The 23539-nt window shown below is 71.1% G+C and carries 23 protein-coding genes, 2 tRNA genes and 1 other RNA gene; 13 read left to right on the forward strand and 13 right to left on the reverse strand.

What is annotated here, in order from left to right; translation table 11 throughout:
• Positions 1–292 precede the first annotated feature (292 nt).
• The 3 genes from RB150_01205 to RB150_01215 are packed head-to-tail and all read left to right on the forward strand — an operon-like array spanning position 293 to position 3722.
• Entirely contained in the window at positions 293–2185 is a 1893-nt protein-coding gene (locus RB150_01205; protein ID MDQ7819161.1) for a cation:proton antiporter, read from the forward strand.
• Positions 2186–2220: 35 nt separating this feature from the next.
• Positions 2221–2829, forward strand: coding sequence for a hypothetical protein (locus tag RB150_01210; protein MDQ7819162.1), 609 nt, complete (start codon positions 2221–2223; stop codon positions 2827–2829).
• Complete coding sequence (locus RB150_01215) at positions 2826–3722, forward strand: DNA glycosylase (protein MDQ7819163.1); 897 nt, start codon at positions 2826–2828, stop codon at positions 3720–3722. Before RB150_01210 ends, RB150_01215 begins: the two co-directional genes overlap by 4 nt.
• A gap of 26 nt (positions 3723–3748) precedes the next feature.
• On the opposite strand, the gene selD is transcribed toward RB150_01215, so the two are convergent.
• Complete coding sequence (selD, locus tag RB150_01220; protein ID MDQ7819164.1) at positions 3749–4774, reverse strand: selenide, water dikinase SelD; 1026 nt, start codon at positions 4772–4774, stop codon at positions 3749–3751.
• Positions 4775–4929: 155 nt separating this feature from the next.
• Here selD and RB150_01225 point away from each other — a divergent pair, with 155 nt between their 5' ends.
• From RB150_01225 to RB150_01240, 4 genes are all read left to right on the forward strand, one after another.
• A complete protein-coding gene (locus tag RB150_01225) occupies positions 4930–5841 on the forward strand; it encodes a LysR family transcriptional regulator (GenBank protein MDQ7819165.1) in 912 nt (303 codons plus the stop codon).
• A 16-nt stretch (positions 5842–5857) separates the two neighbouring features.
• Positions 5858–6277: an archease gene (locus tag RB150_01230; protein ID MDQ7819166.1), complete on the forward strand. Its 420-nt coding sequence runs from the start codon at positions 5858–5860 to the stop codon at positions 6275–6277.
• A 72-nt stretch (positions 6278–6349) separates the two neighbouring features.
• Positions 6350–7678, forward strand: a complete 1329-nt coding sequence (gene serS, locus RB150_01235) for a serine--tRNA ligase (GenBank protein ID MDQ7819167.1) — start codon at positions 6350–6352, stop codon at positions 7676–7678.
• Positions 7679–7769: 91 nt separating this feature from the next.
• Positions 7770–9290, forward strand: a complete 1521-nt coding sequence (locus tag RB150_01240; GenBank protein MDQ7819168.1) for a fused MFS/spermidine synthase — start codon at positions 7770–7772, stop codon at positions 9288–9290.
• A gap of 70 nt (positions 9291–9360) precedes the next feature.
• Here RB150_01240 and RB150_01245 read toward each other — a convergent pair whose 3' ends face one another.
• The 5 genes from RB150_01245 to dnaX all read right to left on the reverse strand — a co-directional run bounded on the left by RB150_01245 (position 9361) and on the right by dnaX (position 13802).
• Positions 9361–9831 (reverse strand): ribonuclease H-like YkuK family protein, encoded by a 471-nt coding sequence (locus RB150_01245; GenBank protein ID MDQ7819169.1) that lies wholly within the window; start codon positions 9829–9831, stop codon positions 9361–9363.
• 66 nt (positions 9832–9897) lie between these two features.
• A complete protein-coding gene (locus tag RB150_01250; GenBank protein ID MDQ7819170.1) occupies positions 9898–11112 on the reverse strand; it encodes an MFS transporter in 1215 nt (404 codons plus the stop codon).
• A 23-nt stretch (positions 11113–11135) separates the two neighbouring features.
• Positions 11136–11738 (reverse strand): recombination mediator RecR, encoded by a 603-nt coding sequence (gene recR / locus RB150_01255; GenBank protein MDQ7819171.1) that lies wholly within the window; start codon positions 11736–11738, stop codon positions 11136–11138.
• An 80-nt stretch (positions 11739–11818) separates the two neighbouring features.
• A complete protein-coding gene (locus RB150_01260) occupies positions 11819–12115 on the reverse strand; it encodes a YbaB/EbfC family nucleoid-associated protein (protein MDQ7819172.1) in 297 nt (98 codons plus the stop codon).
• A gap of 46 nt (positions 12116–12161) precedes the next feature.
• Positions 12162–13802 carry a DNA polymerase III subunit gamma/tau gene (gene dnaX, locus RB150_01265; protein MDQ7819173.1) on the reverse strand — a complete coding sequence of 547 codons (1641 nt, stop codon included), beginning with the start codon at positions 13800–13802 and terminating at the stop codon, positions 12162–12164.
• Between the two features lie 83 nt (positions 13803–13885).
• On the opposite strand from dnaX, the gene RB150_01270 reads away from it, so the two are divergent.
• Positions 13886–14899, forward strand: coding sequence for a CPBP family glutamic-type intramembrane protease (locus RB150_01270; GenBank protein MDQ7819174.1), 1014 nt, complete (start codon positions 13886–13888; stop codon positions 14897–14899).
• A 35-nt stretch (positions 14900–14934) separates the two neighbouring features.
• Positions 14935–15199: signal recognition particle sRNA large type (gene ffs / locus RB150_01275), an RNA gene on the forward strand.
• A 145-nt stretch (positions 15200–15344) separates the two neighbouring features.
• Here ffs and lepB read toward each other — a convergent pair.
• Positions 15345–15893 (reverse strand): signal peptidase I, encoded by a 549-nt coding sequence (gene lepB / locus RB150_01280; GenBank protein MDQ7819175.1) that lies wholly within the window; start codon positions 15891–15893, stop codon positions 15345–15347.
• A 280-nt stretch (positions 15894–16173) separates the two neighbouring features.
• Here lepB and RB150_01285 point away from each other — a divergent pair, with 280 nt between their 5' ends.
• Entirely contained in the window at positions 16174–16374 is a 201-nt protein-coding gene (locus RB150_01285) for a hypothetical protein (protein MDQ7819176.1), read from the forward strand.
• Positions 16375–16557: 183 nt separating this feature from the next.
• Here the strand turns inward: RB150_01285 and RB150_01290 are convergent, their stop codons facing one another.
• Positions 16558–17241: a Crp/Fnr family transcriptional regulator gene (locus RB150_01290; protein ID MDQ7819177.1), complete on the reverse strand. Its 684-nt coding sequence runs from the start codon at positions 17239–17241 to the stop codon at positions 16558–16560.
• A gap of 115 nt (positions 17242–17356) precedes the next feature.
• A tRNA-Ser gene (locus tag RB150_01295) sits at positions 17357–17448 on the reverse strand.
• A gap of 142 nt (positions 17449–17590) precedes the next feature.
• Between RB150_01295 and RB150_01300 the strand changes: the two genes are divergently transcribed.
• A complete protein-coding gene (locus RB150_01300) occupies positions 17591–18007 on the forward strand; it encodes a cupredoxin domain-containing protein (protein MDQ7819178.1) in 417 nt (138 codons plus the stop codon).
• Positions 18008–18132: 125 nt separating this feature from the next.
• Here RB150_01300 and RB150_01305 read toward each other — a convergent pair whose 3' ends face one another.
• From RB150_01305 to RB150_01315, 3 genes are all read right to left on the reverse strand, one after another.
• Positions 18133–18441 carry a cupin domain-containing protein gene (locus RB150_01305; protein MDQ7819179.1) on the reverse strand — a complete coding sequence of 103 codons (309 nt, stop codon included), beginning with the start codon at positions 18439–18441 and terminating at the stop codon, positions 18133–18135.
• A gap of 101 nt (positions 18442–18542) precedes the next feature.
• Positions 18543–18632, reverse strand: a tRNA-Ser gene (locus RB150_01310).
• A gap of 66 nt (positions 18633–18698) precedes the next feature.
• Positions 18699–19958 carry a tetratricopeptide repeat protein gene (locus RB150_01315; protein ID MDQ7819180.1) on the reverse strand — a complete coding sequence of 420 codons (1260 nt, stop codon included), beginning with the start codon at positions 19956–19958 and terminating at the stop codon, positions 18699–18701.
• A 365-nt stretch (positions 19959–20323) separates the two neighbouring features.
• Here RB150_01315 and RB150_01320 point away from each other — a divergent pair, with 365 nt between their 5' ends.
• Positions 20324–21244 (forward strand): amino acid--tRNA ligase-related protein, encoded by a 921-nt coding sequence (locus RB150_01320; GenBank protein ID MDQ7819181.1) that lies wholly within the window; start codon positions 20324–20326, stop codon positions 21242–21244.
• A 163-nt stretch (positions 21245–21407) separates the two neighbouring features.
• On the opposite strand, the gene RB150_01325 is transcribed toward RB150_01320, so the two are convergent.
• Positions 21408–22142 (reverse strand): GntR family transcriptional regulator, encoded by a 735-nt coding sequence (locus tag RB150_01325; protein ID MDQ7819182.1) that lies wholly within the window; start codon positions 22140–22142, stop codon positions 21408–21410.
• A 151-nt stretch (positions 22143–22293) separates the two neighbouring features.
• Between RB150_01325 and RB150_01330 the strand changes: the two genes are divergently transcribed.
• Positions 22294–23361, forward strand: coding sequence for a zinc-binding dehydrogenase (locus RB150_01330; protein ID MDQ7819183.1), 1068 nt, complete (start codon positions 22294–22296; stop codon positions 23359–23361).
• Positions 23362–23539: the final 178 nt, after the last annotated feature.

The raw sequence follows: 23539 nt of genomic DNA on the forward strand, positions 1-23539 counted from the left end.
GGCGACGATGGTCCTTTCCGGGGCGGCCGACAGCCTCGCGGCGGTGGTGGTGAGGGCTTTGACCGGGGGTGGCGTGGCCAGAGCCCTTGGAGGGTCTCGGCCCAGCCCGTTTCTCGCGACGGAAGGAGACGGCGCAATATCGGCGCCTCTTCATCCCATCGGTCGCAGTCAAGCCTGCTGGTGATGAGCACCTGCGGGCATCGGCTCGGGGGCGACTGGCGCACGGGCTGTCGCTCCGCCGGTCCGAAGCATTGGTAGGCGTCGTCCGCGCGGGAGGCTGTCTCTTCTCCCTGTGATCCGCGACATCGCCCTGGTCCTGACCGCCGCGCTGGCGGGTGGTGTCCTCGCCCGGCTGGCGGGACAGCCCCTGTTCGTGGGATACGTCCTGGGGGGACTTCTGGTCAGCCCCTTCACCCCCGGACCGGCGGTGCAGGACGTGGCGGCGTTTGCGACCCTGGCGCAGATCGGGGTCGTGCTGGTCATGTTTTCCATCGGCGTGGAGCTGTCATTGCGCGACCTGATCCGGCTGGGTAGGCCCGCCCTGGTGGGCGCGCCGCTGGTGATGGGGCTGCTGATCGGGGTGACGATTCCCGCCGGAACCCTGGTCGGGTGGCCGGCGGGGCAGGCGCTGGTGGTGGGTATCGTCATGTCGGTGGCCAGCACCATGGTGGTGGCCAGGCTGGTGACCGAAAGAGGAGAAACCCACACTCCCCACGCGCGGATCGCTCTGGCCACGACGCTCATGGAGGACCTGGTGGTCGTGGTCCTGATCGCGTTTCTGGCGGTCCTCGCCGGCGGCGATGTCCGCCCCGGGGCGGTTCTCCGGGGTCTGGGCCGCGCGGTGCTGGCGCTGGTGCCCCTGTTGGTGCTGGCCAACCGGGTGGTGCCGGCACTGCTGGTCAGGGTGGCCCGTACCCGCAACACCGAGCTGTTCCTCCTGGTGGCGCTGCTCGTCGCCATCGGAGCCGCCGCCCTCGCCCAGGGCGTGGGTCTGTCCCTGGCCCTGGGAGCGTTTGTGGGCGGGCTGATGATCAGCGAGTCGCCGCTGACCCATGAGGTTCTGGTCCGCGTCCTGCCGGTGCGCGATCTCTTTGCGGCGCTGTTCTTCGTGTCCGTCGGCACCCTCATCCGGCCCCAGATTCTGGTCGCGCACCTTCGGGATCTGGCCCTGCTGCTGGCGCTGATCGTGGGGGGCAAGTTCTTCCTGCGCCTGGGCGTGCTGCGGCTGTTCGGCTACCCGCGGCCCACGGCGGCGCTGGCAAGTGCCCACCTGGCCCAGGTGGGAGAGTTTACCTTCGTCCTGGCCCAGGTGGCCCTGGGGGCGGGGCTTATGTCGGAGGAGGTCTACCAGGCGTTGCTGGCCGCCTCTCTGCTGTCGATCCTGGTCGCCACCGGGATGGTGCAGGCGGGGCACCGGTGGGTCGGCGAACCCGCCCCCCTGTCGCATCCCCCCTCGGTCACGGGCCCGGTGCAGGTGGTCATCTGCGGGTTCGGCCGGGTGGGGGCGGCGGTGGCCGAGGCCCTGGAAGCGTTCGGCATCTCGTACGCGGCGGTGGACCTGGATGGGGCGGTCGTGGATGCGCTCCGCCGCAGAGGCGTCCCCTGCGTGTGGGGCGACGCGGCCAGCGAGGTCGTCCTGCGCCGGGCGGGTGCGGATGCCGCGCGCCTGGCCGTGGTCGCCCTCCCGGACGCGGAGCGGGCCACCCTGGCCGTCCGGCGCCTGAGGCAGATCAACCCCGCGGCGGCGATCCTGGCGCGGGTCCCCCACCCGCAGGACCGTGCGGCGCTGGCGGAGGCGGGGGCCACCGAGGTCATCCAGCCGGAGTTCGAAGCGGCCCAGACCATGCTGCGCCACGGGCTGGAGGCTTTGGGGATCTCCCACGAACGGGTCAAAGCCTACATGGAGCAGCAGCGGGCGGTGGAGTCCGGGCGCGCGGAGGCTGCGCCCGCCCTGCCGCTGACCATGCGGGTGATGTCCATCGGTCCGGGAGCCTGGCGGTCCCGTTCGCTGCGCCAGGCGCGCATCCGGGAACGCACCGGCGCCTGGATCCTGGCGGTCCGCCGGCGGGACGGCAGCGTGCTGGCCAACCCGCCCCCGGATACGGTGCTGTGGGAGGGGGACGAGGTGACGGTGGTGGGCCTGCCCGAGCAGGTGGACCTCTTTGAGGCACTGAACAGGCAGTAGCGGTGGACGGCTCGTGACGGGCAGGACGCATCGCGATGCCTGACGCCCGCCTTTCCGATGAGGAGATCCTGGCGGTGCCCCGGAACCGGCTGCCGCTCCTGCCGGCGTGCGGGTTCATCCCCGGCGAGCCCGCCGCGGTGCTGGAGGCGGTCCGCGCCCACGGGATCTTCCTGCCGCGGCGCGCCGTCGAGGACGACCCGTCCTACAAGCAGATCATCCCCTATCTGGTGGTGCGGTGGACGGACCGGGTGTTCCTGTTCCGGAGGTCTCAGACCGGTGGCGACGGGCGCCTCCGCGGCCTGTACAGCATCGGGGTGGGCGGGCACATTTCCCGGGCGGATGCTTCCGGGTCTGCCGACCCGGTCCAGGCCGGCCTGCGCAGGGAACTGGAGGAGGAGCTGGTCATCGAAGCCCCCTGGACGGTGCGCCCGGCGGGGGTGCTCAACGACGACACCAACCCCGTCGGGAGGGTGCACCTGGGCCTGGCCTACGTGGTGGAGGTCTCCCGCCCGACGGTGCGGGTCCGGGAGGCGGGCCGGCTCAGCGGAACCCTGGTCACCCGGCAGCAGGTGGCCGTCCTGCGCGACCGTCTGGAGAGCTGGTCGCGGCTGATCGTGGACGCCGGGTGCCTGGGGACGCCGTGACCCCCCTGCAGGCTCCTGACCTCCCGGCGGAAGCGGTCCTCCCCGCGCGCGCTCCGTATCACCTGCTGCGCACCCTCACCTGCGGTCAGGCGTTCGGGTGGACCCGGGACGGCCCGGGGGTGAGCGGTGTGTTCGCCGGCCGGCGGGTGTACCTGGAGCAGCGGCCCGAGGGCATCCACGTGCGCGGGCTGGACTCGTCGGTCCACCTGCGGGCGCTGTACCGCTACCTCGCCCTGGACATTCCGCTGGACGCCGTGGAGGACCGGCTGCGGCAGGACCCGGTCCTGCGCCGGATCCTGCCCTGTACCAGCGGTCTTGCGCTGCTGCGCCAGGACCTGTGGGAGTGCCTGCTGGGCTTTGTGATCTCGGCGTTCAACAACATTCCCAAGGTCGAGCTGTCCCTGCGGCGGCTGCGGGAGGCGGCCGGCACGGCGCCGGACGGGCGGGTGCCGTCGCCGGGTGCGGTGGCTCGCCTGCCGCTGAAGGTGCTGCGCCGGTGCGCTCTGGGCTACCGGGCGCGGTACGTGCGGGCCCTGGCGCGGGCGGTGGCCGCCGGTCGGGTCGACCTGCGGGCGCTGGACGGCCTGCCCTACCCGGAGGCCCGGCGGATGCTCCTGGCCCTGCCGGGAGTGGGAGAGAAGGTGGCCGACTGCGTGCTGCTGTTCGCCTGCGGGAAGGGCGAGGCGTTCCCGGTGGACGTGTGGGTCCGCCGGGCCGTCACCCGGTGGTACCTGGGCGGAAGGCGCCTCCCCGACCACGCCATCCGGCGGTGGGGCCAGGAGCGGTTCGGCCCTGTGGCCGGATACGCGCAACAGCACCTGTACTACTACATCCGCACGCGCGCGAAGGGGGAAGGCTCACGGTTCGCAGTACGGGCGGGCCCTGATCCCTGATCCCGGGTCCCTGGAACTGTCAGCTGTCACCGGGGTCCGCCAGGAGCCACCTCGATGAAGCCGTCGCCGGGACCGGTGATCTCGCCGATGTGGCTGCCCCGGACTCCGCGTGCGTGCAGGGCCTGCAGGAGGGCCTCCAGCCGCTGGGCCGGGACGGCCATCAGCAGGCCGCCGGAGGTCTGGGCGTCGCACAGCAGGATCCGGTCGGGCTCGTCCAGGCCCCCGAAATCCACCCGGGCCCGGAGGTAGTCGTAGTTGCGGACCGTCCCCGCGGCGACGGCGCCTTCGCGGACCAGGCCCCGTGCCGCCTCCAGCACCGGCACGCGAGCGTACCACACCCGGGCCCGGACCCGGCTGGCGGAGGTCATCTCGTACAGGTGGCCCAGCAGGCCGTATCCGGTGACGTCGGTGGCGGCGTGGACGCCCACGGCGGCCATCGCCTCGGAGGCGGAGCGGTTGAGGGTCTCCATCACGGCGATGGCCTCGTCGGCGACAGGGGGAGGAGTCTTGTCCTGCTTGATGCCGGTGGTGATGACCCCGATGCCCAGGGGCTTGGTCAGGACCAGCTGGTCGCCCGGCTGCGCTCCCGTGTTGCGGACCACGGCGTCGGGGTGCACGACCCCCAGGACGGCCAGGCCGTACTTCGGCTCCCGGTCGTCGATGGAATGCCCCCCGGCGATGAGGACGCCCGCTTCGGCGGCCTTGTCCGCGCCACCCCGCAGGATGTCGTGCAGCACCCACAGGGGCAGGCGGCCCCGGGGAAACCCCACGATGTTCAGGGCCAGCACCGGCCGGCCGCCCATGGCGTAGACGTCGGACAGGGCGTTGGCCGCCGAGATGGCCCCGTAGTGGTACGGGTCGTCCACCACCGGGGTGAACACGTCCACGGTGTGCACCACGGCCAGGTCGGGCGTCAGCCGGTACACGGCCGCGTCGTCCGCCGTCGACGTCCCCACCAGCAGGTCGGGGTCGGACACCGGGGGAAGATGGCGCAGGACCTGCGCCAGGTCCTCAGGACCCAGTTTGGACGCTCACCCGGCGCAGGCGACCATGCTGGTAAGGCGGATGCGCTCGCGGTCGGTCACAGCCTCACCTCCTTCCGTGTCGGGGGCCTGCGGACGGGCGGTGTGGCGCTATTGTACCATGGAGGACAGGGCAGGCCCGGGGGCCGGACGCGGCCGCCGGGGGCGCCGGAGGCCTGCATGCGGTGAGGGATCTGGTGAACCTGCATCAGCTGCGGATCTTCTACACGGTGGCCCGGCTGGGGAGCTTCTCCCGCGCCGCGGAGGAGCTGCGCATCAGTCAGCCGTCGGTGAGCATCCAGGTGGCCGACCTGGAGCGCTCCCTGGGCGTGGAGCTGTTCGAGCAACTGGGGCGGCGGATCTACCTCACCGAGGCCGGGCGGGTCCTGGAGGAGTACGCCCGCCGCATTCTCAGTCTGGCCGAGGAAGCCCGGGCCGCCCTGGACGACGTCAGGGGGATGCGCCGGGGCCGGCTGGCCCTGGGCGCCAGCATGACGCCGGGCGCCTACATCCTGCCGCGCGCCCTGGGCGCCTACCAGGAGCGCTACCCCCAGGTGGTGGTGACCCTGGAGATTGCCCCCGCCCGGCGGATTCAGGAGAAGCTGGCGCGCAACGAGCTGGACCTGGGCGTGGTGGGCGCCGAGGCCGTGGGTCCCGACCTGGCCGCCGAGCCCCTGGTGGACGACGAGCTGATCCTGGTGACCCACCCCGCCCATCCGCTGGCCGCGGCGGGGATCGCCCACGTCCGGGGCCTGCGGGACCACCGGCTGATCCTCCGGGAGCGCGGCTCGGGCACCCGGGAAGTGGTGGAGGCGGCCTTCCGGGAAGTCGGGGTGCAGGTCCCCGTCCACATGGAGCTGAGCAGCATCGAGGCCATCAAGGAAGCCGTGGCCGCCGGCGCGGGCGCCACCATCCTCTCGCGGTTCGCCGTGGCCGCCGACCTGGCGGCGGGCCGGCTGGCGGCGGTGCCGCTGGCGGACCTGACCATCCGCCGCCGCTTTGTGCTGGTGCGCCACCGGGACAAGCGTCTCACCCAGGTGGCGGCCGCCTTCGTGGAGGTCCTGCGGGAGGTCGTGGCGGCCCCCGCCGGCGCCTGAGCGGCCAGGACGAGGCATGAGCGAGGCTCCCTTCGAGGTCATCGAGCACACCGCCGACGTGGGGATCGTGGCCCGCGGGCGCACCCTGGAGGACCTGTTCGCCCACGCCGCGGAGGGGATGTTCCACTTCCTCATCGCTCCCGGGACCGTCCGCCTCCAGGAGAGCAGGCGGGTGATCGTGGAGGCGGAGGACCTGCCGGGCCTGCTGGTGGCGTGGCTGAACGAGCTGCTGGTCCTGCTCAACGGCCACGGGTTCGTGCCCGGCTCCTTCGAGGTCCGGGAGGTCTCGCCCGAGCGGCTGGAGGCCGACGTGCGGGGAGAGCCCGTGGACCCCCATCGGCACCGCTTCCGGTTGGACGTGAAGGCGGCGACCTACCACCAGCTGGAGGTCCGGCGCAACGATCAGTGGCAGGCCCGGGTCATCTTTGATGTATAGGCGGCGCCAGGGGCCGGATGCCTGGGGGGGGAAGTGGTGTGCGTTCCCGCCGGCACAGGCGGGGAGGGGACGATGCTGGATCTGAAGCTCATCCGCGAGCATCCCGACCTGGTGCGGGAGGGAGTCCGCAGGAAGCAGGGGGACCCCGCCCTGGTGGACCGGGTCCTGGCGGCCGATGCCCGCCGCCGCAGCCTGCTGGCGGAGGTGGAGCGGCTGCGGGCCGAACACCGGCGTGCATCGGCGGAGGTGACGCGCCTGGCGGGGGAGGAGCGGGAGCGGCGCATCGCGGACCTGCGCCGGATGGCAGACCGCCTGCGGAGCCTGGAGCCGGACCTGAAGGCGGCGGAAGACGAGCTGCGGCTGGCGCTCCTGGCGCTGCCCAACCTGCCCCACGAGAGCGTGCCCCCGGGGCGGGACGCCTCGGACAACGTGGTGGTGCGGTCCTGGGGCGAGCCCACGCGGTTTGACTTCACGCCTCAGGATCACGTGGCCCTGGGCACGCGCCTGGGCATTCTGGATCTGGACCGAGGGAGCAAGGTGGCCGGCTCGCGCTTTTACTACCTGCGGGGCGCGGGCGTGCTCCTGGAGCAGGCCCTGATGCGCCTGGGGCTGGATCTGCTGCTGGAAGAGGGGTTCGAGCCGGTGATCACCCCCTTCCTCATCCGTCCTGACATCCTCCTGGGAGCCTACGGGGGCGCGGAACTCGACACCCAGCAGATCTACCGCATCGAGGGAGAGAATTTGGTCCTGATCGGTACCTCGGAGCAGAGCGTGGCCGGTATGTACGCCGAGGAGACTCTGGACGAAGGCGCGCTGCCCTTGCGGGTGGCGGGGGTGTCCTGGTGCTTCCGGCGGGAGGCCGGCAGCTACGGCCGGGACGTGCGGGGGATGTACCGGGTGCACCAGTTCGACAAACTGGAGATGTTCTCGTTCACCACCCCCGAGCGCTCCTGGGATGAGCACGAGTACCTGGTCTCGCTGGAGGAGCGCTTCCTGCAGCGGTTGGGGCTGCCGTACCGGGTGGTGGCCCTGTGCGCGGGAGACACCGGCGCGCCCTCGGCCAAGACCTACGATGTGGAAACGTGGATGCCCGGCCGCGGCGGATACGGGGAGACCCACTCGTGCAGCAACTGCACCGACTTCCAGGCCCGCCGCCTGGGCATCCGGGTGCGCCGTCGCGGCGGGGGGACGGTCTACGCCCACACCCTCAACGGCACCCTGGTCGCCACCAGCCGGGCGCTGATCGCCGTGCTGGAAAACTACCAGCAGCGCGACGGCACCGTGCGGGTCCCCGACGCCCTGGTGCCGTACATGAACGGGATCCAGGTGATCGAACCCCCCGCTCACTCTTCGCGATCTACGCGATCTGCGCACTCTCCTCGATCCACCCCGTCCGAGTGAGGAGATCGCGCGGACTGCCCGGATCGAGTAGACTGTACAGATTGCGTAGATCGCGCAGAGTGCGGGGTTGCGCAGATCGAAGGAGGGGGCCGTGATTCTCCGGGTGGTCGTCTTCGGTGCCGGGGCGGTGCTGATGGGGCTGGAGATCGTCGGCAGCCGGGTCCTGGCCCCGTATTTTGGCAGTTCGGTGTACGTCTGGGGCAGCCTCATCAGCATCTTCCTGGCCGCCCTCAGCATCGGGTACTACCTGGGCGGGCGCGCCGCCGACCGGTGGCCGCGGCCCGGCGCCCTGGCGGCGGCGCTCCTGGTCGCGGGGATCCTGATCCTGCTGCTGCCGGTGGCCTCCCGCCCGATCCTGGAGGCGCTGGCGGCCCGGGACCTGGGTCCCCGGGCCAGCCCCCTGCTGGCGTCGGTGATCCTGTTTGTCCTCCCCAGCCTGCTGCTGGGGACCACGTCGCCGTTTGCGGTGAAGCTGGCGGCCACCGACCTGGCCACGGTGGGCAACACCGCCGGGCTGCTGTATGCCATCTCCACCGCCGGCAGCATCGCCGGGACCCTGCTGACCGCGTTCGTCCTCATCCCCGCCATGGGGGTGCGGGCCATCCTGTACACCCTGGGGGGCAGCCTGGTGGCCTTCGCCGCGCTGCTGGCCGTGCAGGCCGGGCGGGTGGTCCGGCCCGCCACCGCGGCGGCGGTGGCGCTGCTGCTGGCCGCCGGGGCGGCGCAGGCCCGGGCGGCGCCCGGGCGGGTCCTGTTCCAGAAGGACAGCCTGTATCACCGCATCCTGGTGCATGAGGAGGGCGAGTGGCGCTACCTCCGGTTCAACCGGTCGCTGCAGGGGGGCATGTGGCTGCGGGACCCCACCGTCAGCCCCCTGCGCTACACCGACTACGTGCACCTGGCGTGGCTGTTCCAGCCGGCCCTGCGGCGGGTGCTGGTGGTGGGCCTGGGGGCCGGTTCGGTGCCCAAACGGTTCCTTCGGGACTACCCCGCCGTGCAGGTGGACTCGGTGGAACTCGACCCGGCGGTGGTGGGCGTGGCCAGGGAGTATTTCGCGGTGCGGGATGATCCCCGCCACCGGATCGTGGTGCAGGACGGCCGCCAGTACATCCGCCGCAGCCAGGACGCCTACGACCTCATCCTGATGGATGCCTACTTTGCCGAAGGCATCCCCTTCCACCTGGTGACCCGGGAGTTTCTCCGCCAGGCCCGCGCGCGGCTTCAGCCCGGGGGCGTCATCGCCGCCAACGTGGTGGGGGCCCTGGGCGGCTCCAACAGCGCCCTGTTCCGGGCCATCTACCGCACCTACGCCGCCGAGTTCGCCGGCCTGTACGTGTTTGCGGTGGGGTTTGCGGCCGGGCGGGAAGAGGAGGCCACCCGGACGATCCTGCTGTTTGCCACGGACACGCCGGGCCTGACGGCCCCGATCCTCGCGGCCCGCCTGGACGCGCTGCAGCGCCGGCGGGCCATCTCCGAGCTGGTCACCCGGTCGGCGCTGCGGGACTTCTACGACCGGCCCGTGCGCACCGCGGACGTGCCGGTCCTCACCGACGACTACGCGCCGGTGGACATCCTCCCCGTGTACGGCTGGCAGCCGGAAACCCGCAACTGACGGCGGAAACGGGACACGCCCACGCCCCGGGCGGCGTCCGGGGTGTTCCGGGCGTGGTGCGGCGGGTGTGCTATTTGGAGTGCTTGTCGGCGACTTTGGTGGCGCCGTAGGCGTCGGGCTTGGTGACGGCCAGGTAGCCCGAGCCGTTCACCATGCCCACCACCTCGCGGATGATCTGCTTGGTGTCGCCGTTGGGGCCCACGTCCAGGTGAATCTCCACCGGCAGCTCCGCGTGGCCGTTGCGGGACAGTTCGGCGCTGAGCAGGCCGGCAGTCTCCAGGCTGAGGGACGTCTCCACCAGAATCCGCTGGCGCAGGCTGGCCATCTTGCGCTGGTAGGTTTTCCGGAAGAAGTACCGCCCGCCGCGGCCCACCCGGTGGATGATGACGGCCGTCACGAAGCAGGTGCGGTCTCCCAGCAGGGAGTCGGTGCCGACGATGAGGTGATAGCGCTGGTCGGGGTCCTCGTTGATGAAGTCGACCAGCCTCTCGAACATCTGCCGGAAGGTCAGCCGGCCGTAGGTCGGGCTATAGAAATCCATCGCTGGCGCCTCGGATTTCAGTATACGGGAGCCGTCCGCATACCCGCAACGGCAGCCTGGCGTTCTCTAGCGTTCTGTCATCACCGTGCGTGCCCCGGCGGAGAGCATCGCAGTCGCCACCACCGCCGCCCCGGCCAGCAGGGCGGCCGGCGCGCCCGCGGCGGTGGCCGTGGCCCCCATCAGCAGGCCCCCCAGGGAGGGGGCACCGATGAAGGTCATGGTGATCAGGCTGAGGACCCGTCCCCGCACCTGGGGCGGGGTACGTTCCTGGAGCATGGTCACCAGGGTGGTGCCGGCGGTGGCCACCAGCCCGCCGCCGACGAACAGCATTGCCAGGGACAGCGCGACGTGGCGGGACAGGACAAAAGCGGCCAGGCAGGCGGCAAACCCCAGGTTGGCCAGGACGTAATACCGCCCCCGGTGGCGGATGTCCCCTCGCGCGGCCAGCAGCAGCGATCCCGCGATGGTCCCCGCCCCGGGCGCCGCCAGCAGGAACCCCAGCCCCCGCGCGCCCACCGCCAGGATGTCCCGGGCGAACACGGGCAGCAGCGCCACGTAGGACCGGCCACACACGCTCACCACCAGGGCCAGGGCGATGAGGGTCCGGGTGGCCGGCGTCTCCCGCACATACCGCAGCCCCTCCCGCAGGTAGTGCCACACGCTTCCGCCAGAGCCCGCCGCCCGGCGCTCGGGGACGCCCCGCAGGAGGGCCAGCGACAGCAGCACGGCCCCGAAAGACACGGCATTCAGGTAGAAGAGGATGTACACCCGCTCGTTGCCCACGGCGCTCAGGACCGCTCCGGCCAGCGCGGGGCCCAGGAAGGCCGCGCTCTGGTAGGAGGCCCCGGCCAGGGATACGGCGCTCAGGAGCGCGTCGGGAGCCACCAGGTCGGGGATCAGGGCCTGGCGGGTGGGGTTCTCAAACGCCAGGAAGACGCCTTCGAGGAAATTCAGCGCGATGATGACCTCCACCCGCAGGTGGCCGGTGTGGGCCAGGATGGCCAGAGCCGCCGCGCCGGCCATCATGCCCGCCTGGCAGAGCATCATCAGGCGGACCCGGGGCACCCGGTCCGCCACCACCCCGCCGATGATCGGCAAGACCAGCATCGGCGCGGCGAACGCCAGGCTGTTCAGCCCCAGGTACAGAGGGGAGCCGGTCAGGGCGTACACCGTCCAGCCGATGCCCACGCTGGCCATCCAGGTGCCGGTGTGGGAGATCAGCAGGCCCAGCCACAGGAGGCGGAAGTTGCGGGAGCGGACGGCGGCGAACCGGGGCGGCACGGAACACTCCTGCGCAGGCCCGGCTACATCTCCCGCCGTCCCTCGAGGGCCTTCGCCAGGGTGACCTCGTCGGCGTACTCCAGGTCGGCGCCCACGGGCAGCCCGTGGGCGATGCGCGTCACCCGGACGCCCAGAGGCTTGAGGATGCGGGCCAGGTACAGGGCGGTGGCCTCACCCTCCACCCGGGGGTTGGTGGCGATGATCACCTCCCGGACCTCGCCGTCCTGCACCCGGCGCAGCAGCTCGGCGATCTTCAGGTCGTCGGGTCCCACCCCGTCCAGAGGAGAGATGGCGCCGTGAAGCACGTGATACAGCCCCCGGTACTCCCGGGTCCGCTCCATGGCCAGGACATCCCGGGGATCCTCCACGACGCAGATCACGCTGCGGGTGCGGGTGGGGTTGGAGCAGATGGCGCACGGGTCGGAATCGGTGATGTGGAAGCAGATGCTGCAGTACCGGATCTGCGCCTTGGCGTCCAGGATCGCCTGGGCCAGGCGGCTGGCGTCCTCGGCAGGCATCCGGAGGATGTGGAAGGCCAGCCGCTGGGCCGTCTTGGGCCCCACGGTGGGCATCTTGGACAGCTCGGCGATCAGGCGGGCCAGGGGCTCCGGGTACACAGGCGTCACACCGGCGGATCGGAGTCCGCTCTTAGCATACCCCGGCGCCGGCCCCCGGGCCAGCAGCCCGCCGGGAGGCCGGAGAGCCCCTAGGGCAGGCCGCCGCCCAGGGCGCGCATCTTCTCCTCCGCCCGCTCCCGGGCCGCCCGCTGGGCCGCGGTGACGGCGGCCACGATCAGGTCGGTCAGCATCTGCACGTCGGCGGGATCCACCACCGAGGGGTCAATGGTCAGATCCACCACGTCCCCGTGGCCGTCGACCACCGCCCGGACGACCCCGCCCCCCGCGGCGGCCTCCACGCGCTCCTGGCGCAGCTCTTCCTGCAGCCGCGCCATATCCTGCTGCAGGCGCTGCATCTGCTTCATCAGCCGGCCCACGTCCTTCACGCCCTCACCGCCCTCGCGCCTCCGGAGCGCCTGTCCGGCGCCCGCGTCAGTCCAGCGGCTTGACCTCCAGGATCTGGGCTCCGAACAGTTCGGCCGCCCGGGCCACCACCGGGTCCGCCACCGGCGGAGGGGTGGGTTCGGGAAGGGTCTCGATGAGGGTGCAGTGCAGGCGCAGCCGGCGCTGCAGCACCCGCTCCAGGGCCCCCTCGACGACGGCGCGGTTTTCCGGGCGGTGCAGGTTGTCCACGTGAAAGTTGTAGCCCGCCCGCAGCCCCACCACCAGGGTGGAGCCCTCCACCCGGAGGGGGACGCCCTCGATCAGCAGCGCGTGGCAGAACATCTTGGTGCGCTTGACCTCCTCCAGGATGCGCCCCCACAGCTGCCGGACCTGGTTCAGGTCGACGGCCGGTGGGGGGTCAGCCGGCGATGGCGCGGGAGCGGGCTCCTCCGCTTCCCGGGGGGCGGGTTCCTCGGGCCGCGGGGCGGGGCGGGGGGGCTCCGGGGTGGAGGCCGGGGCCGGTGCCGCGGGCGCGGGGGCGCCGGCGATTTTCTGCTCCAGCAGGCGCAGGCGCGCCCGCAGGCCTTCCAGGGTCGGATCCATCTCGGGCCGGCACAGGCGGACCAGCGCCACCTCCAGCAGCAGCCGCGGCTGCGGGTTCCAGCGGGCCTCGGCCTCGGTGGCCGACAGAACCGCCAGCGCCCGCAGGATGTCCTCCACCGACGTCCGTTCGGCCTGGGCGCTGAGGGCTGCCAGCCTGGCCTCGGTGGTGTCCAGCAGATCGGCGTCCCGGGACCCGGTGGCGACCACCAGCAGGTCGCGGAAGTGGTCCAGTAGCGCGCGCAGGAGCTGGCGGGCGTCCCGCCCGTCGGCGGCGGCCTGGTGGACCAGCGCCAGGCAGGCGGTGGGGTCGCGGGCGATCACCGCGTCCGCCAGCCGCAGCGCCGTCTCCTCTTCCACCAGGCCCAGGACCGCCACCACGTCGTCGGCGGTGACGGGCCCCTGGGCGAAGGCGACCAGCTGGTCCAGCATCGATTCGGCGTCGCGCACCGAGCCGTCGGCGCTGGCCGCGATCAGGGTCAGCGCCCGCTCGTCCACCGCAAACCCCTCCTCCCGGGCGATGTGGCGCAGCCGGGCGACGATCTCCCGGCTGCTGACCCGGCGGAAGTCGAACCGCTGGCACCGGGAGAGGATGGTGGGAGGCAGCCGGTGGGGCTCGGTGGTGACCAGGATGAGGACGGCGTGGGCCGGGGGCTCCTCCAGGGTCTTGAGCAGCGCGTTGGCGGCTTCGGGGGTGAGCATGTGCGCCTCGTCGATGATGTAGACCTTGTACCGCGCCTCGGCGGGCGCCAGGCGGATCCGGTCCCGCAGCTCCCGGATCTCCTCGATCCCGCGGTTGCTGGCCGCATCGATCTCGATGACGTCCACCGCGTAGCCCCCGCCGATGGCCTCGCACTGGGCGCAGGCGTTGCACGGGGTGGGCGTGGGCCCCTGGGCGCAGTTCAGGGCCTTGGCCAGGATGCGGGCGGTGGTGGTCTTGCCGGTCCCCCGATGGCCGGCGAACAGGTAGGCGTGCACCACCCGCTGGGCGCGGATGGCGTTCTGCAGGGTCCGCGTCACCCGTTCCTGACCGATGACCTCCTCGAACGTCCGGGGCCGCCACTTCCGATAGAAGGACAGGTGGGACATGGACTCCCTCGCCCACTGGAACTCCACGCAGCATTTCGCCAGGTGGCAGGCATCTCCTGTGGCGCGACGAAATCCACCGCGCGGTGGTCGCGCAGTCGTCCCTGGGACAGGTCATCCCTGCCGGCCTGACCGCCTTCGCCCTGGCGTCGGCGCTGGCGGCCGCGTGGGTGTGGCGGGACGCGCGGGCGCGCCTGTCCGGACCCGAGGCCGAAGTGTGGGTGTGGGCGGTGGGGACCCTGGTGGCCCTGCCGGTCTTCCTCCCCCTGTACCTGCTGGCCGCCCGACCCGTGGGGAGGACCATCCACTGCCCCGCGTGCGGGCGCCCGACGCTCAGCCACCGGGCGTCCTGCCTGCACTGCGGCCACCCGCTGGCGTTCGACGCCCCGCCGGGCCACTGGGGCCTGGGGGAGGCGGTCGGGGTGGCGGTGGTGTTTCTGGTCACCCTGCCGGTGGCGGCCCAGGCCCTGGGGCTGGAGGTGACGTCCGCCCTCCCGGTGCTGTCGGCGGTGGCGGTGGCCCAGAACGCGCTGTTCGTGGGCCTCGCCCTGTATGTCGTGCGTCGGCGCTACCGCCTGCCGGGGTCGGCCGTGGGCCTGACCCTGCGGGCGTGGCCGCAGACGGCGGCGGTGGGGCTGGCGGTGGGCGCGGCCAGCGTGTCCCTCAGCGTGGGCGCCGAGCACCTGGCGGTGTGGGCCATCGGTCTGCTGGTGGGCCGCGAGCGCGCCGAGGCGATGGCGGAGGCCGAGCACGCCCGGGACGTGCTGGCGGGCATCCTGCGCGGGCCGCTGACCGGCGTCGAGCTGGCGTGGGTGGTGGTGCTGGTGTGCGTGCTGGTGCCCGTGGGGGAAGAGCTGTACTTCCGGGGGCTCCTGTACGGAGCGCTGCGCCCCCACAGCCCGGCGCTGGCCACGGCGGTTTCCGCCGTCGTCTTCGCGGCCGTCCACCAGCAGGTGATACACTTCCTGCCCATCCTCCTGCTGGGCGTGGTGCTCGCGGTACTGTACCAGCGCACCGGCTCACTGGTCGGGCCCATGGTGGTCCACGGCATCAACAACCTCGTGGCCGTCCTGGCCATCCTGAACAACTGGAATGTGTGAGTGGCGCCCGCCGGTCGGGTGTACAATGGTGCCGGCCGTGCTAGGCGGGGAGCTAGCGGTTCCCTGTACCCGCAATCCGCTATAGCGGGGCTGAACTCCCGTCCGAGGCGGCGCCGTTCAGGGTCTGGCCGGGACACGTGGCGACGAGGACCGGGTCCTGCGCGCCGGGACCTGACCAACCCCGCCAGGTCCGGAAGGAAGCAACGGTACGTCAGATCTCCCGGGTGCCGCAGGGCAGCCCGGTCGGAGCCGGCGACCCCGATCCCGCCTGGGCGGCGGGCGTCGACGACGGGTGCACGGCCGCTCCCAATAGAAAGGGAAGAGGGAAGAGGGAAGAAGGAAGAAGGGAGAAGGGGGCGGCGGTCAGGGGCGGGAGGTCAGGAGTTGGAGGCCTTGTACCGGGCGGGTGACGGTCGCGCCCGACGGCACCGGTCACCCTGGACGGCTACCTGCCGCGGCCGCCGACCAGCAGCCGGGCTCTGGGGAAAGGCCAGTATATGAGCACGGCCTGCCCCACGATGAACTCCGACTTCAGGGGCCCGAACGCCCGGCTGTCCTCGCTGTTGTTGCGGTTGTCGCCCAGGACGAACACCGCGTCGTCGGGGATCACGACCGGACCGAAGCTGCCCTGCGGCCTGCCGTTGAGGTACGGCTCGTCGACCGGCGTCCCGTTGACGATCAGCCGGCCGTCGCGGATCTCCACCGCATCCCCCGGCAGCGCCACGATCCGCTTGATGTAGTTCCGCTGCGGGTTGAGAGGATAGCGCAGGACAATCACGTCTCCCCGATGGGGTCCGCGCAGGCGGTAGGAGATCTTGTCCACCAGGACGCGGTCGTGGGGGAGCAGGGTGGGTTCCATCGAGTACTGTTCCACCTGGAATGCCTGGGCCACCGACACCATGATCAGCTGCGCGAGGACGAAGGCGACCACCACCGTCCGGACGAACTCCCAGACGCTCCGGCGGATCTTCCGCAATCCTTCCCGGCGGTCCATGGCGCCCTTTAGAATACCGCGAAGCGGCCCGCGCGTCAGCCCGCGTCCCCGCCGGGAACGGAGCGGTCCCCTCCGCCGGCCGGCGTCCCGCCGCTTCATCGCAGCGATGAGGGTCTGACCCCAAAATTTTCGCGGTCCGCGGCTATCTGATGGCAGACACCGTATCCGCACGGCGTGTGCCTCGGATCACAGGAGGGCCGTGACCGGGGTCGTCGCCGGACTGGTCGCTTCCCGGTACAGTGGCCGTGCATCGCATTCAGAGGTCGTGAGGAGGACGGGAATGCACGGGCCATATGGTCTGAACAACATCGCCGATCAGCTCCACCAGGACGCGCAGGCGGCGGCCGACCGCCACCGACTGGCCATGGAGGCAGAGGCCGAGGGCGCCCGGGCGGCCGCCGCCAGATACGAGGGCTTGCGCAGGTTGGTGTCTCAGCTGACGGTGGCCGCCCGGTGGGCCGTCCGGACAGTTCTGGGGTAGACCGAGGAGGGATGACCGTGAATCCGGGGCGGGTAGCGGCCAGGGAATTCCGTTGCGCGTTGGCCGAGCTGTGGCGGGTGGCCGATTACGCCGCTGAGGCGGAACGGATCTTCCGCAGGCTGCGCGCCGCCGGCGGCGCGTCCGGAGGGGAGGAGAGGTCCGCCACTTACGGGAGGCCCGACTTCAGGGGGCAGTCCACTGCCGCAGTCGTGAGGGATCCGGCAGGATGATCCTCTTCCCCCGCAGATCCACCAGGCCCTGAGCCCGAAGCATGCCGAGGGCGCGGTTCACCCGCTCGCGGGTCGCCCCCACCATCGTAGCCAGGTCCGTCTGGGTCAGGTCCAGATCGATCTCCACCCCGTCCCGGCGGACTCCGTAGCGGTCGGCCATCTCCAGCAGCGTGCGCGCCAGCCGGGCGCGGATGTCCAGGAACGCCAGGCTCTCGGCGTACTCGGTCACGTGGCGGAGCCGGCTGCTCAACAGTTCCACCAGGGCGGCCGCGAGCGAAGGCGTGGTGCGGAGATGACGGAGGAATTCCTCCCGGCCGAGGGTGAGGACCACCGTGTCCTCCAGGGCTTCCGCGCTGGCGGACCGCGGGCGGCCGTCCAGCAGGGCCAGCTCTCCGAAAACGTCCCCGGGCCCGGCGATCTCCACCGTGAGCTCCTCCCCGCCCGGCGCCGGCAGAAAGATGCGCACGCGGCCGGACTCGACGATGTACAGGGCGTCGCCGGCCTGGTCCTTGTGGAACAGCATCGTCCCCCGGGAGAAGCTGCGGCGCCGCAACTGCTGGACCAGCCCCGTCAGCAGGTCGTCCCCCAGGGAGGCGAACAGGCCCACCCGTCTGAGCGCGTTCAGGTCCGCAGGCATCGTGGGGATGGCGTTCGGGGCATCCGGTTGAACTCCTCCGGTCCGGATGGCGCTTCGCATCCAGCCTCCCCCGCACCCCCCTCCGCCTCGTGGGTGCCAGACGGCGGCTCCTTGATGGCGGTGGGGGTGGGATTTGAACCCACGAGGCGGTGTTAGCCGCCTACGCGCTCTCCAGGCGCGCCGGATCAGCCACTCCCGCACCCCACCGCGAGTAGATGATAGGCGCGGCCCGCGGGGAGTGTCAAACGACGCCCGGGGTTCGTGATGTGCCCGTTACACGCGGCGGATACAGGTAGGCCATCATGCGGGCTGGCCGTTTCCGGCCTCGGGGAGGGGTCAGGGCATGTGGATGCGGCGGGTTGCGCTCTTCGCAGTGCTGGCGGCGCTGGTGCTGGCGGTCGCACCGGCGCAGGCGCAGTCCCGGCGGGTCATTGAGATCCGGATGCGGTCGTATATGTTCGTGCCGAGCCTGATCACGGTCACCCAGGGCGAGACCGTCGTTCTGGTCCTCATCAACGACGACCCCGACGGGCGCACCCACAGCTTCGCGGCTCGCTGGCTGGTGGGAAAGCAGGTCAATTTCCGCGGCACCCTGTTCCGCGAAGGGGTCGACGACGAGCGCCGTTTCTTCGCGGTGGCTCCCGGCCAGCAGGCCGAGATCGAGTTCGTGGCCGACCAGGTGGGGTCATTCCCCTTCGTGTGCGGCGTCTTCGACCACGGGGCGCGCGGGCAGGCTGGTGCGGTGAACGTGCTCCCCCGTCCGTGAGAAGGCATTGAGGGTGCGGCCGGGGACCATGTCCTGGCGGGGGAACCCGTCCCCCACTTCTGAGGGGCCCCGCCGGAATGCCCCGGCCGCCTGTCTTTTCGGTCGCGGCGCGGGCGGAGCCCGCCTCAATACGCCGGCGGGGCGTAGACGTTGACGGTCACCAGAGGCTCAGGTCCCGTGCCCCGGATCTCGTGGGCCTCCCCCGCCTCGATGAGCAGCAGGGTCCCGGGCGTCAGACGAATTCTGCGGCCCTCCACGATGGCCAGCCCCGTTCCCGAGATCACGTACAGCCACTGATCCTCGTGCGGGTGGCGGTTGTCGGTTCCTCCGGTCGTCTGGCCGGGACGCAGGACCATGGTGGCCGCCTGCGATCGGGGGGTGCCGGCCACGATTCGGAAGAACCCCCTGGCGCCTGCAACCTTCACGGCTTTCACGGCGTCGCCCTCGCCTCCGGCCGACGGTCCGAAAGGAAGTGTGCCTGGGCGTTACAGTCATGCGGACCCCGGGGAGGGTGTTCGCGCTTTCAACCGGCATCTGGCGGAGGGGGTGGGACTCGAACCCACAAGGGGCTTGCGCCCCGCCGGTTTTCGAGACCGGTCCCTTAGCCAGTTCGGGGCACCCCTCCTGCCTCCCTGATTATAGGACAGATGGGGATCGGGCGCAGGAGCGGTCTGGACCGCGGGGGCCGGGATTACTTTCCGTCGTCGGGCGGGCGTCCCCCGCCCGGGGCGGAGCCAACGGCCATGGACAGGTACTCTGCAGCCGCCGCGTGGTCTCCTCGCTCCCTGAGGAGCATCCCCAGTTCCCGGGCGGTCTCGCCCAGTTCAGCCGTCAGCCGCAGGCGCCCGAACAGGTCCACCGCCTGTCGAAGGTGGTCGACCGCCGCCTTCCACCTGCGCTGGGCCTTCGCCACCCGCCCCAGGGTAGCCAGGCATCGAGCGCGCTGGGCGGCATCCTTGTGGGCCTCGGCCAGGGCCAGAGCCTCCCGGGCGTGTCGGTGGGCCTCGGTGACCTTCCCCATGCGGATCAGCACCCGGGCCAGGTCATCCAGGACCGCCGCGCGGGTGCGGGCATCGCCCGTCCGTTCTGCCGCCGCGCGGGCGTGCGAGAGGATCTGGTGGGCCTCCTGGACTTCGCCCACCTCGGCCAGCAGGCGTCCGAGCAGTTGCAGGGCAGACGCGTGGGCGGCGCCATCCTCGACGGGAAGCAGGACCTCGCGGGCGGCGCGCAGGGCGGCCAGAGCCTGCGGCTGACGTCCGCCGGCCAGGTGCAGCCGGGCCAGGGCCAGATGGGCCCGCCCCAGTATCACCGGCAGGTCCTGGCGCCGGGCCACCTGGATCACCTCTTCGAAAATCCGCTGGGCGCGCCCGGGGCGGCCTCGCCGGCCCAGGACCTCCCCGTAGCTGAGCAAGGCCTCGCACCCTTCCAGCGAGCGGAGCGTGCGCGTGGTCCGGAAGGCCGCCAGCGCGTCTTCGAGGTTCTGGCGAGCCGCATCTTCGTCGCCCCGGCCCAGGCTCAGGGACGCCAGCCTGGACAGGATCCGGGGCTCGTAACGCGTGAGGGCCCGGCGGCGGACCCAGGCCAACCCCTCCCGGAGGATCCGCTCGGCGTCCCGGGGGCGTCCCTGGGTCGCGGCCACGTCCGCCCGGGCCAGCAGCAGTTCGGCCTGCAGGTCCGGGGTCTCGCCGGCCAGGGCCTCGGCCGCCACCAGCAGGCGTTCCGCCTGGGCCGGCGCCGTCGCGGCCGACCGGGCCAGGGCCAGCAGGTTGAGGGTAGTCTCCCGGGGGAGCTGCGAGGGGTCCAGCACCAGCAGAGCCAGGGACGTCTGCAGCCGGTCTGCGAGGGCCACCAGGGTGGAGACCGAGGGATACGTGCGCCCCGACTCCAGGAGGCTGATGAAGCTCTTGGTGAGGTTGGGCCGGGCGATGTCGGTCTGGGTCAGGCCGCTCACGCGGCGGGCCAGCCGGATGCGACTGCCCAGCCTTTTCAGCCACTGAGGAGCCCGGGGTCCGCGTGGGTCCGTCATGATGAGATGGCGTTTCTGCGCCGGATATCGCGCCCCTGCTCCTGTGCGGGCAAGGTCAAGCATCCCGCATCTTTTTGTCCACCGCCGGGATGTGAAGTTGCGCAAAGAACAACCTCGCTATCTTGACCGGGCGCCGGGGAGTGTGTTAGGGTGTGCCGCAAAGACGGCTCCTTTAAATCCCGTCCGGTGAGGCGGGTAAGGAGGTGGCAGAGATGAGCCTTTCGGCCGGCCCGGCGCTGGAGCGCCCGGGCCTTTCGGTTGCCCCCCGCGGTGTGCCCCCCGAGGATCCTGTGGCTCTGGTCCTGCTGCGGGCTGATGTGATGCGCGCAGTGCGCGACGTCCTGACTTCCCAGGGATTCGTGGAGCTGGATACCCCCGAGATCACCGCCGGCACCGGAGCCTGCGAGAGCGTGCCCACGGTGTTCGGCCTGGACTTTCTGGGCCGGCGGATGTTCCTGCGCCAGACGGCCCAGCTGGACCTGGAGGTGGCCCTGGTGCGCTGGGGGATCCCCCGCGTGTACACCGTGGGGCGGTCGTTCCGGGCCGAACCCCGCGCCGACGGCCGGCATCTGTGCGAGTTCACCCTGGTGGAGGCGGAGGCCCGGGAGTGGGACCTGGATGCGCTGGTCGCCCACCAGCAGGATCTGGTGCGGGCGGTCATCACCGCCGTCTGCGACCACCCGCTGCTGCCCCCCGGGCGCGGGGACGCCCTGGCGGCCGACCTGCAGCGCCTGACGGTGATCACCTACGACGAGGCCGTCTCCCTGCTGGGGAAGGCCTGGGGAGAGGACCTGACCGCCGCCGACGAGGCGGCCCTGACGGCCCGGTTCGGCATCACCTGGGTCGTCCGGTATCCCGCCCCGATCAAGTTCTTCAACATGCACGATACCCGGGCCAACGGCGGGCTGACCGTGGACTGCTGCGATGTGCTGCTGCCGCTGGCGGGGGAGACGTTCGGGTCGTCGGTCCGCGAGCACGACCCCCAGCGCCTGCGGGACAAGCTGTACGGCAGTCCCATGTACGCCCAGCTCCTCGCCGCCGGCGGGCAGCCGGACGTCTTCGAGCCCTACCTGGCGCTGTTCGACGGACAGCCTCAGCGGCGGGCGGGCTACGGGCTGGGGTTTGACCGCCTGATGCAGTACCTGCTGGGCGTCCCGGACGTGCGCACCGCCATTCCCTTCCCGGTGGACGCCACCTACGGGCAGAGGTGACGGGCCGCTCATCGCGTGGGGGCGACGTCTGAGGTCGCCCGGAGAAGGGGAATGCAGCCGCTGAGAGTTTGCGGCCGCTCCCGGGGGGACGGTGCCGCCGTTGCCTGTTCCCTTCTTGTCACGCTTTCCACACCCCCGGAGCACTCATCTCGACCGAGGATGGCTAACGGTTGCGCGGGATCGGGTGCGGGGGAACGCCTTCTCGCGCCCGTCGTCTATCCAGGTAGGCCCGGAGTCTCCCCAGGCTGTTCTGCCAATTGCTCTGCACTTCCCGCGCGGCCGCTGAGATATCCCTCGCCCGCAGGGCCTGCAGGATCCGTCTGTGTTCCTCCACCGAGGCTTCAGCCACCAAAGTACCGCCGAAGTACAGGACTTCCACACGGCGAATCTTCGCCTTCAACCACTCCAGGGTCTGCCTCAGTTCCGGATGGTCTGCCCGATGGATGAAAACTGCGTGGAACTCCTGGTCCGCCATGGAGGCCCCCACGGGATCTCGGCGGGCCAGCGCGCGGCGTAGCGAGGCGTTGGCTTCGTCCATGGCCTTGAGGTCGTCAGCAGTCAGGTGGGGCGCCGCCAGCCGTACGGCCAGCGCCTCCAGGGTCCACACCATGGGGTAGATCCGTTCCGCCTCAGGGATGTCTATGGGAGCTACGCGGGTCCAACGGTTGGCTGCGGTGTGGATCAACCCCTCGTCTTCCAGCCGGCGCACGGCCTCACGCAGCGGTGTCCGGCTGACCCCAAGACGAGCGGCCAGCTCGACGTCCCGGATGGTTTCGTTCGGCCGGAGAGTCCCATCGAGGATCCACGTCTTAAGCGTTGCATAGACGCGCTCCCGGATCAGCTGCCGTTCGATGCGAGGAACCCGGGGAGGGAGGGGCACGGATTCACCATCCGGCACTGGTCGTGAAACGTGACATCTGATATACTAAACCCATCTATGCGGGTTCGCAAGGGCCTTCGCTTTGGCCGGGGGTTACGGGCAGGCGACGCACCGCACGAGGAGTCGGGGAGGCCGGGTAAGCGGTCAGCGGTAGAGGAGGGGAATCCAGGTGAGCACGCCGCCCACGTCCACCGCCACCATGCGGGCGTGTGTCTACTATCAGTATGGCGGGCCCGAGGTCCTGGTCTCTGCGGAGGTTCCCCGCCCGGTCCCCGGACCCGGGCAGGCCCTCGTGCGCGTCCGGGCAGCGGGGGTTAATGCCTTCGATCTCATGGCCCGCTCCGGCCGCTACCGCCCTAACCCAGGATTTCCCCACATCCTGGGGGCGGATTTCGCCGGAGAGGTGGCGGAGGTGGGTCCGGACGCTCCATCCGCAGTCCGGCCGGGCCAGCGTGTGACTGCCTGGTGGGTCGTTTCCTGCCAGCAGTGTGAGCAGTGTCTCAGCGGCCATCCCAACAGGTGCGCTCTCAACTACAGGTACCTGGGAGCCCACCTGCCGGGGGCGTACGCTGAGTATGTTCTGGTCCCTGCGGGCAATCTCATTCCTCTTCCCGAGGATCTGACCTGGGAGGAGGGAGCGGCTATCCCCACCGTCTTCGGAACTGCCTGGCACATGCTCGTGAGCAGAGCTAACGTGCGGCCAGGGGAAATCGTTCTGGTTCACGCGGCCAGTGCGGGGGTGAGCACGGCGGCCATACAGATCGCCAAGCTCGTGGGTGCGACCGTTTTTGCCACAAGTAGTGAGGACTGGAAGCTGGACCGGGCCCGAGCCCTGGGAGCGGACGTCACCATCAACTACGCCACACACGATTTTCAGCAGGAGGTCATGCGCCTTACCAACAAGCGTGGGGTGGACGTGGTCGTGGAGCACGTCGGCGGAGAGGTATGGGAGAAGTCCATTCGCAGTCTGACCCGCGGGGGGCGGCTGGTCACCACGGGAGGTACGGCAGGTTACGACGTGACCATGAACATCGCCTACGTGTTCCATAAGGAACTGACTATCCTCGGCTCCAACAGCGCCACCAAACGGGAGCTAGAGGTCATGATGCCCCTCTTCCGTGCTGGTCGGCTGAAGCCGGTGGTAGATCGCGTCTTTCCTTTGGAGGAAGCTGCCGCAGCGCACCGGTACATGGAGTCTCGAGCCCACTTTGGGAAGGTGGTGTTGCGCGTGCCCTAGTCTGTCCTGTCTGGACGTGGTGTGCGCACGCGAGGGGCTGACGTGGACGAACAGAGGGCGGTCACTGTTTGGAGGCTCCAATCGGGAGTGGGCGCCAGCACCGGCGGGTGGTTTTCAACCATATCTTCGAGATTCGGACTTGACCACCTGGGGCGGGGCTTGCAGGTGAGTGCCTGCC

This window comes from Armatimonadota bacterium, assembly GCA_031081675.1.
Lineage (GTDB): Bacteria > Sysuimicrobiota > Sysuimicrobiia > Sysuimicrobiales > Kaftiobacteriaceae > Calidihabitans > Calidihabitans tengchongensis.

Coding starts and splice junctions, on each gene's coding strand:
- RB150_01210 (MDQ7819162.1), top strand. CDS start 2,221: ATGCCTGACGCCCGCCTTTCCGATGAGGAGATCCTGGCGGTGCCCCGG.
- RB150_01230 (MDQ7819166.1), top strand. CDS start 5,858: ATGAGCGAGGCTCCCTTCGAGGTCATCGAGCACACCGCCGACGTGGGG.
- serS (MDQ7819167.1), top strand. CDS start 6,350: ATGCTGGATCTGAAGCTCATCCGCGAGCATCCCGACCTGGTGCGGGAG.
- RB150_01245 (MDQ7819169.1), bottom strand. CDS start 9,831: ATGGATTTCTATAGCCCGACCTACGGCCGGCTGACCTTCCGGCAGATG.
- dnaX (MDQ7819173.1), bottom strand. CDS start 13,802: ATGTCCCACCTGTCCTTCTATCGGAAGTGGCGGCCCCGGACGTTCGAG.
- lepB (MDQ7819175.1), bottom strand. CDS start 15,893: ATGGACCGCCGGGAAGGATTGCGGAAGATCCGCCGGAGCGTCTGGGAG.
- RB150_01285 (MDQ7819176.1), top strand. CDS start 16,174: ATGCACGGGCCATATGGTCTGAACAACATCGCCGATCAGCTCCACCAG.
- RB150_01290 (MDQ7819177.1), bottom strand. CDS start 17,241: ATGCCTGCGGACCTGAACGCGCTCAGACGGGTGGGCCTGTTCGCCTCC.
- RB150_01300 (MDQ7819178.1), top strand. CDS start 17,591: ATGCGGCGGGTTGCGCTCTTCGCAGTGCTGGCGGCGCTGGTGCTGGCG.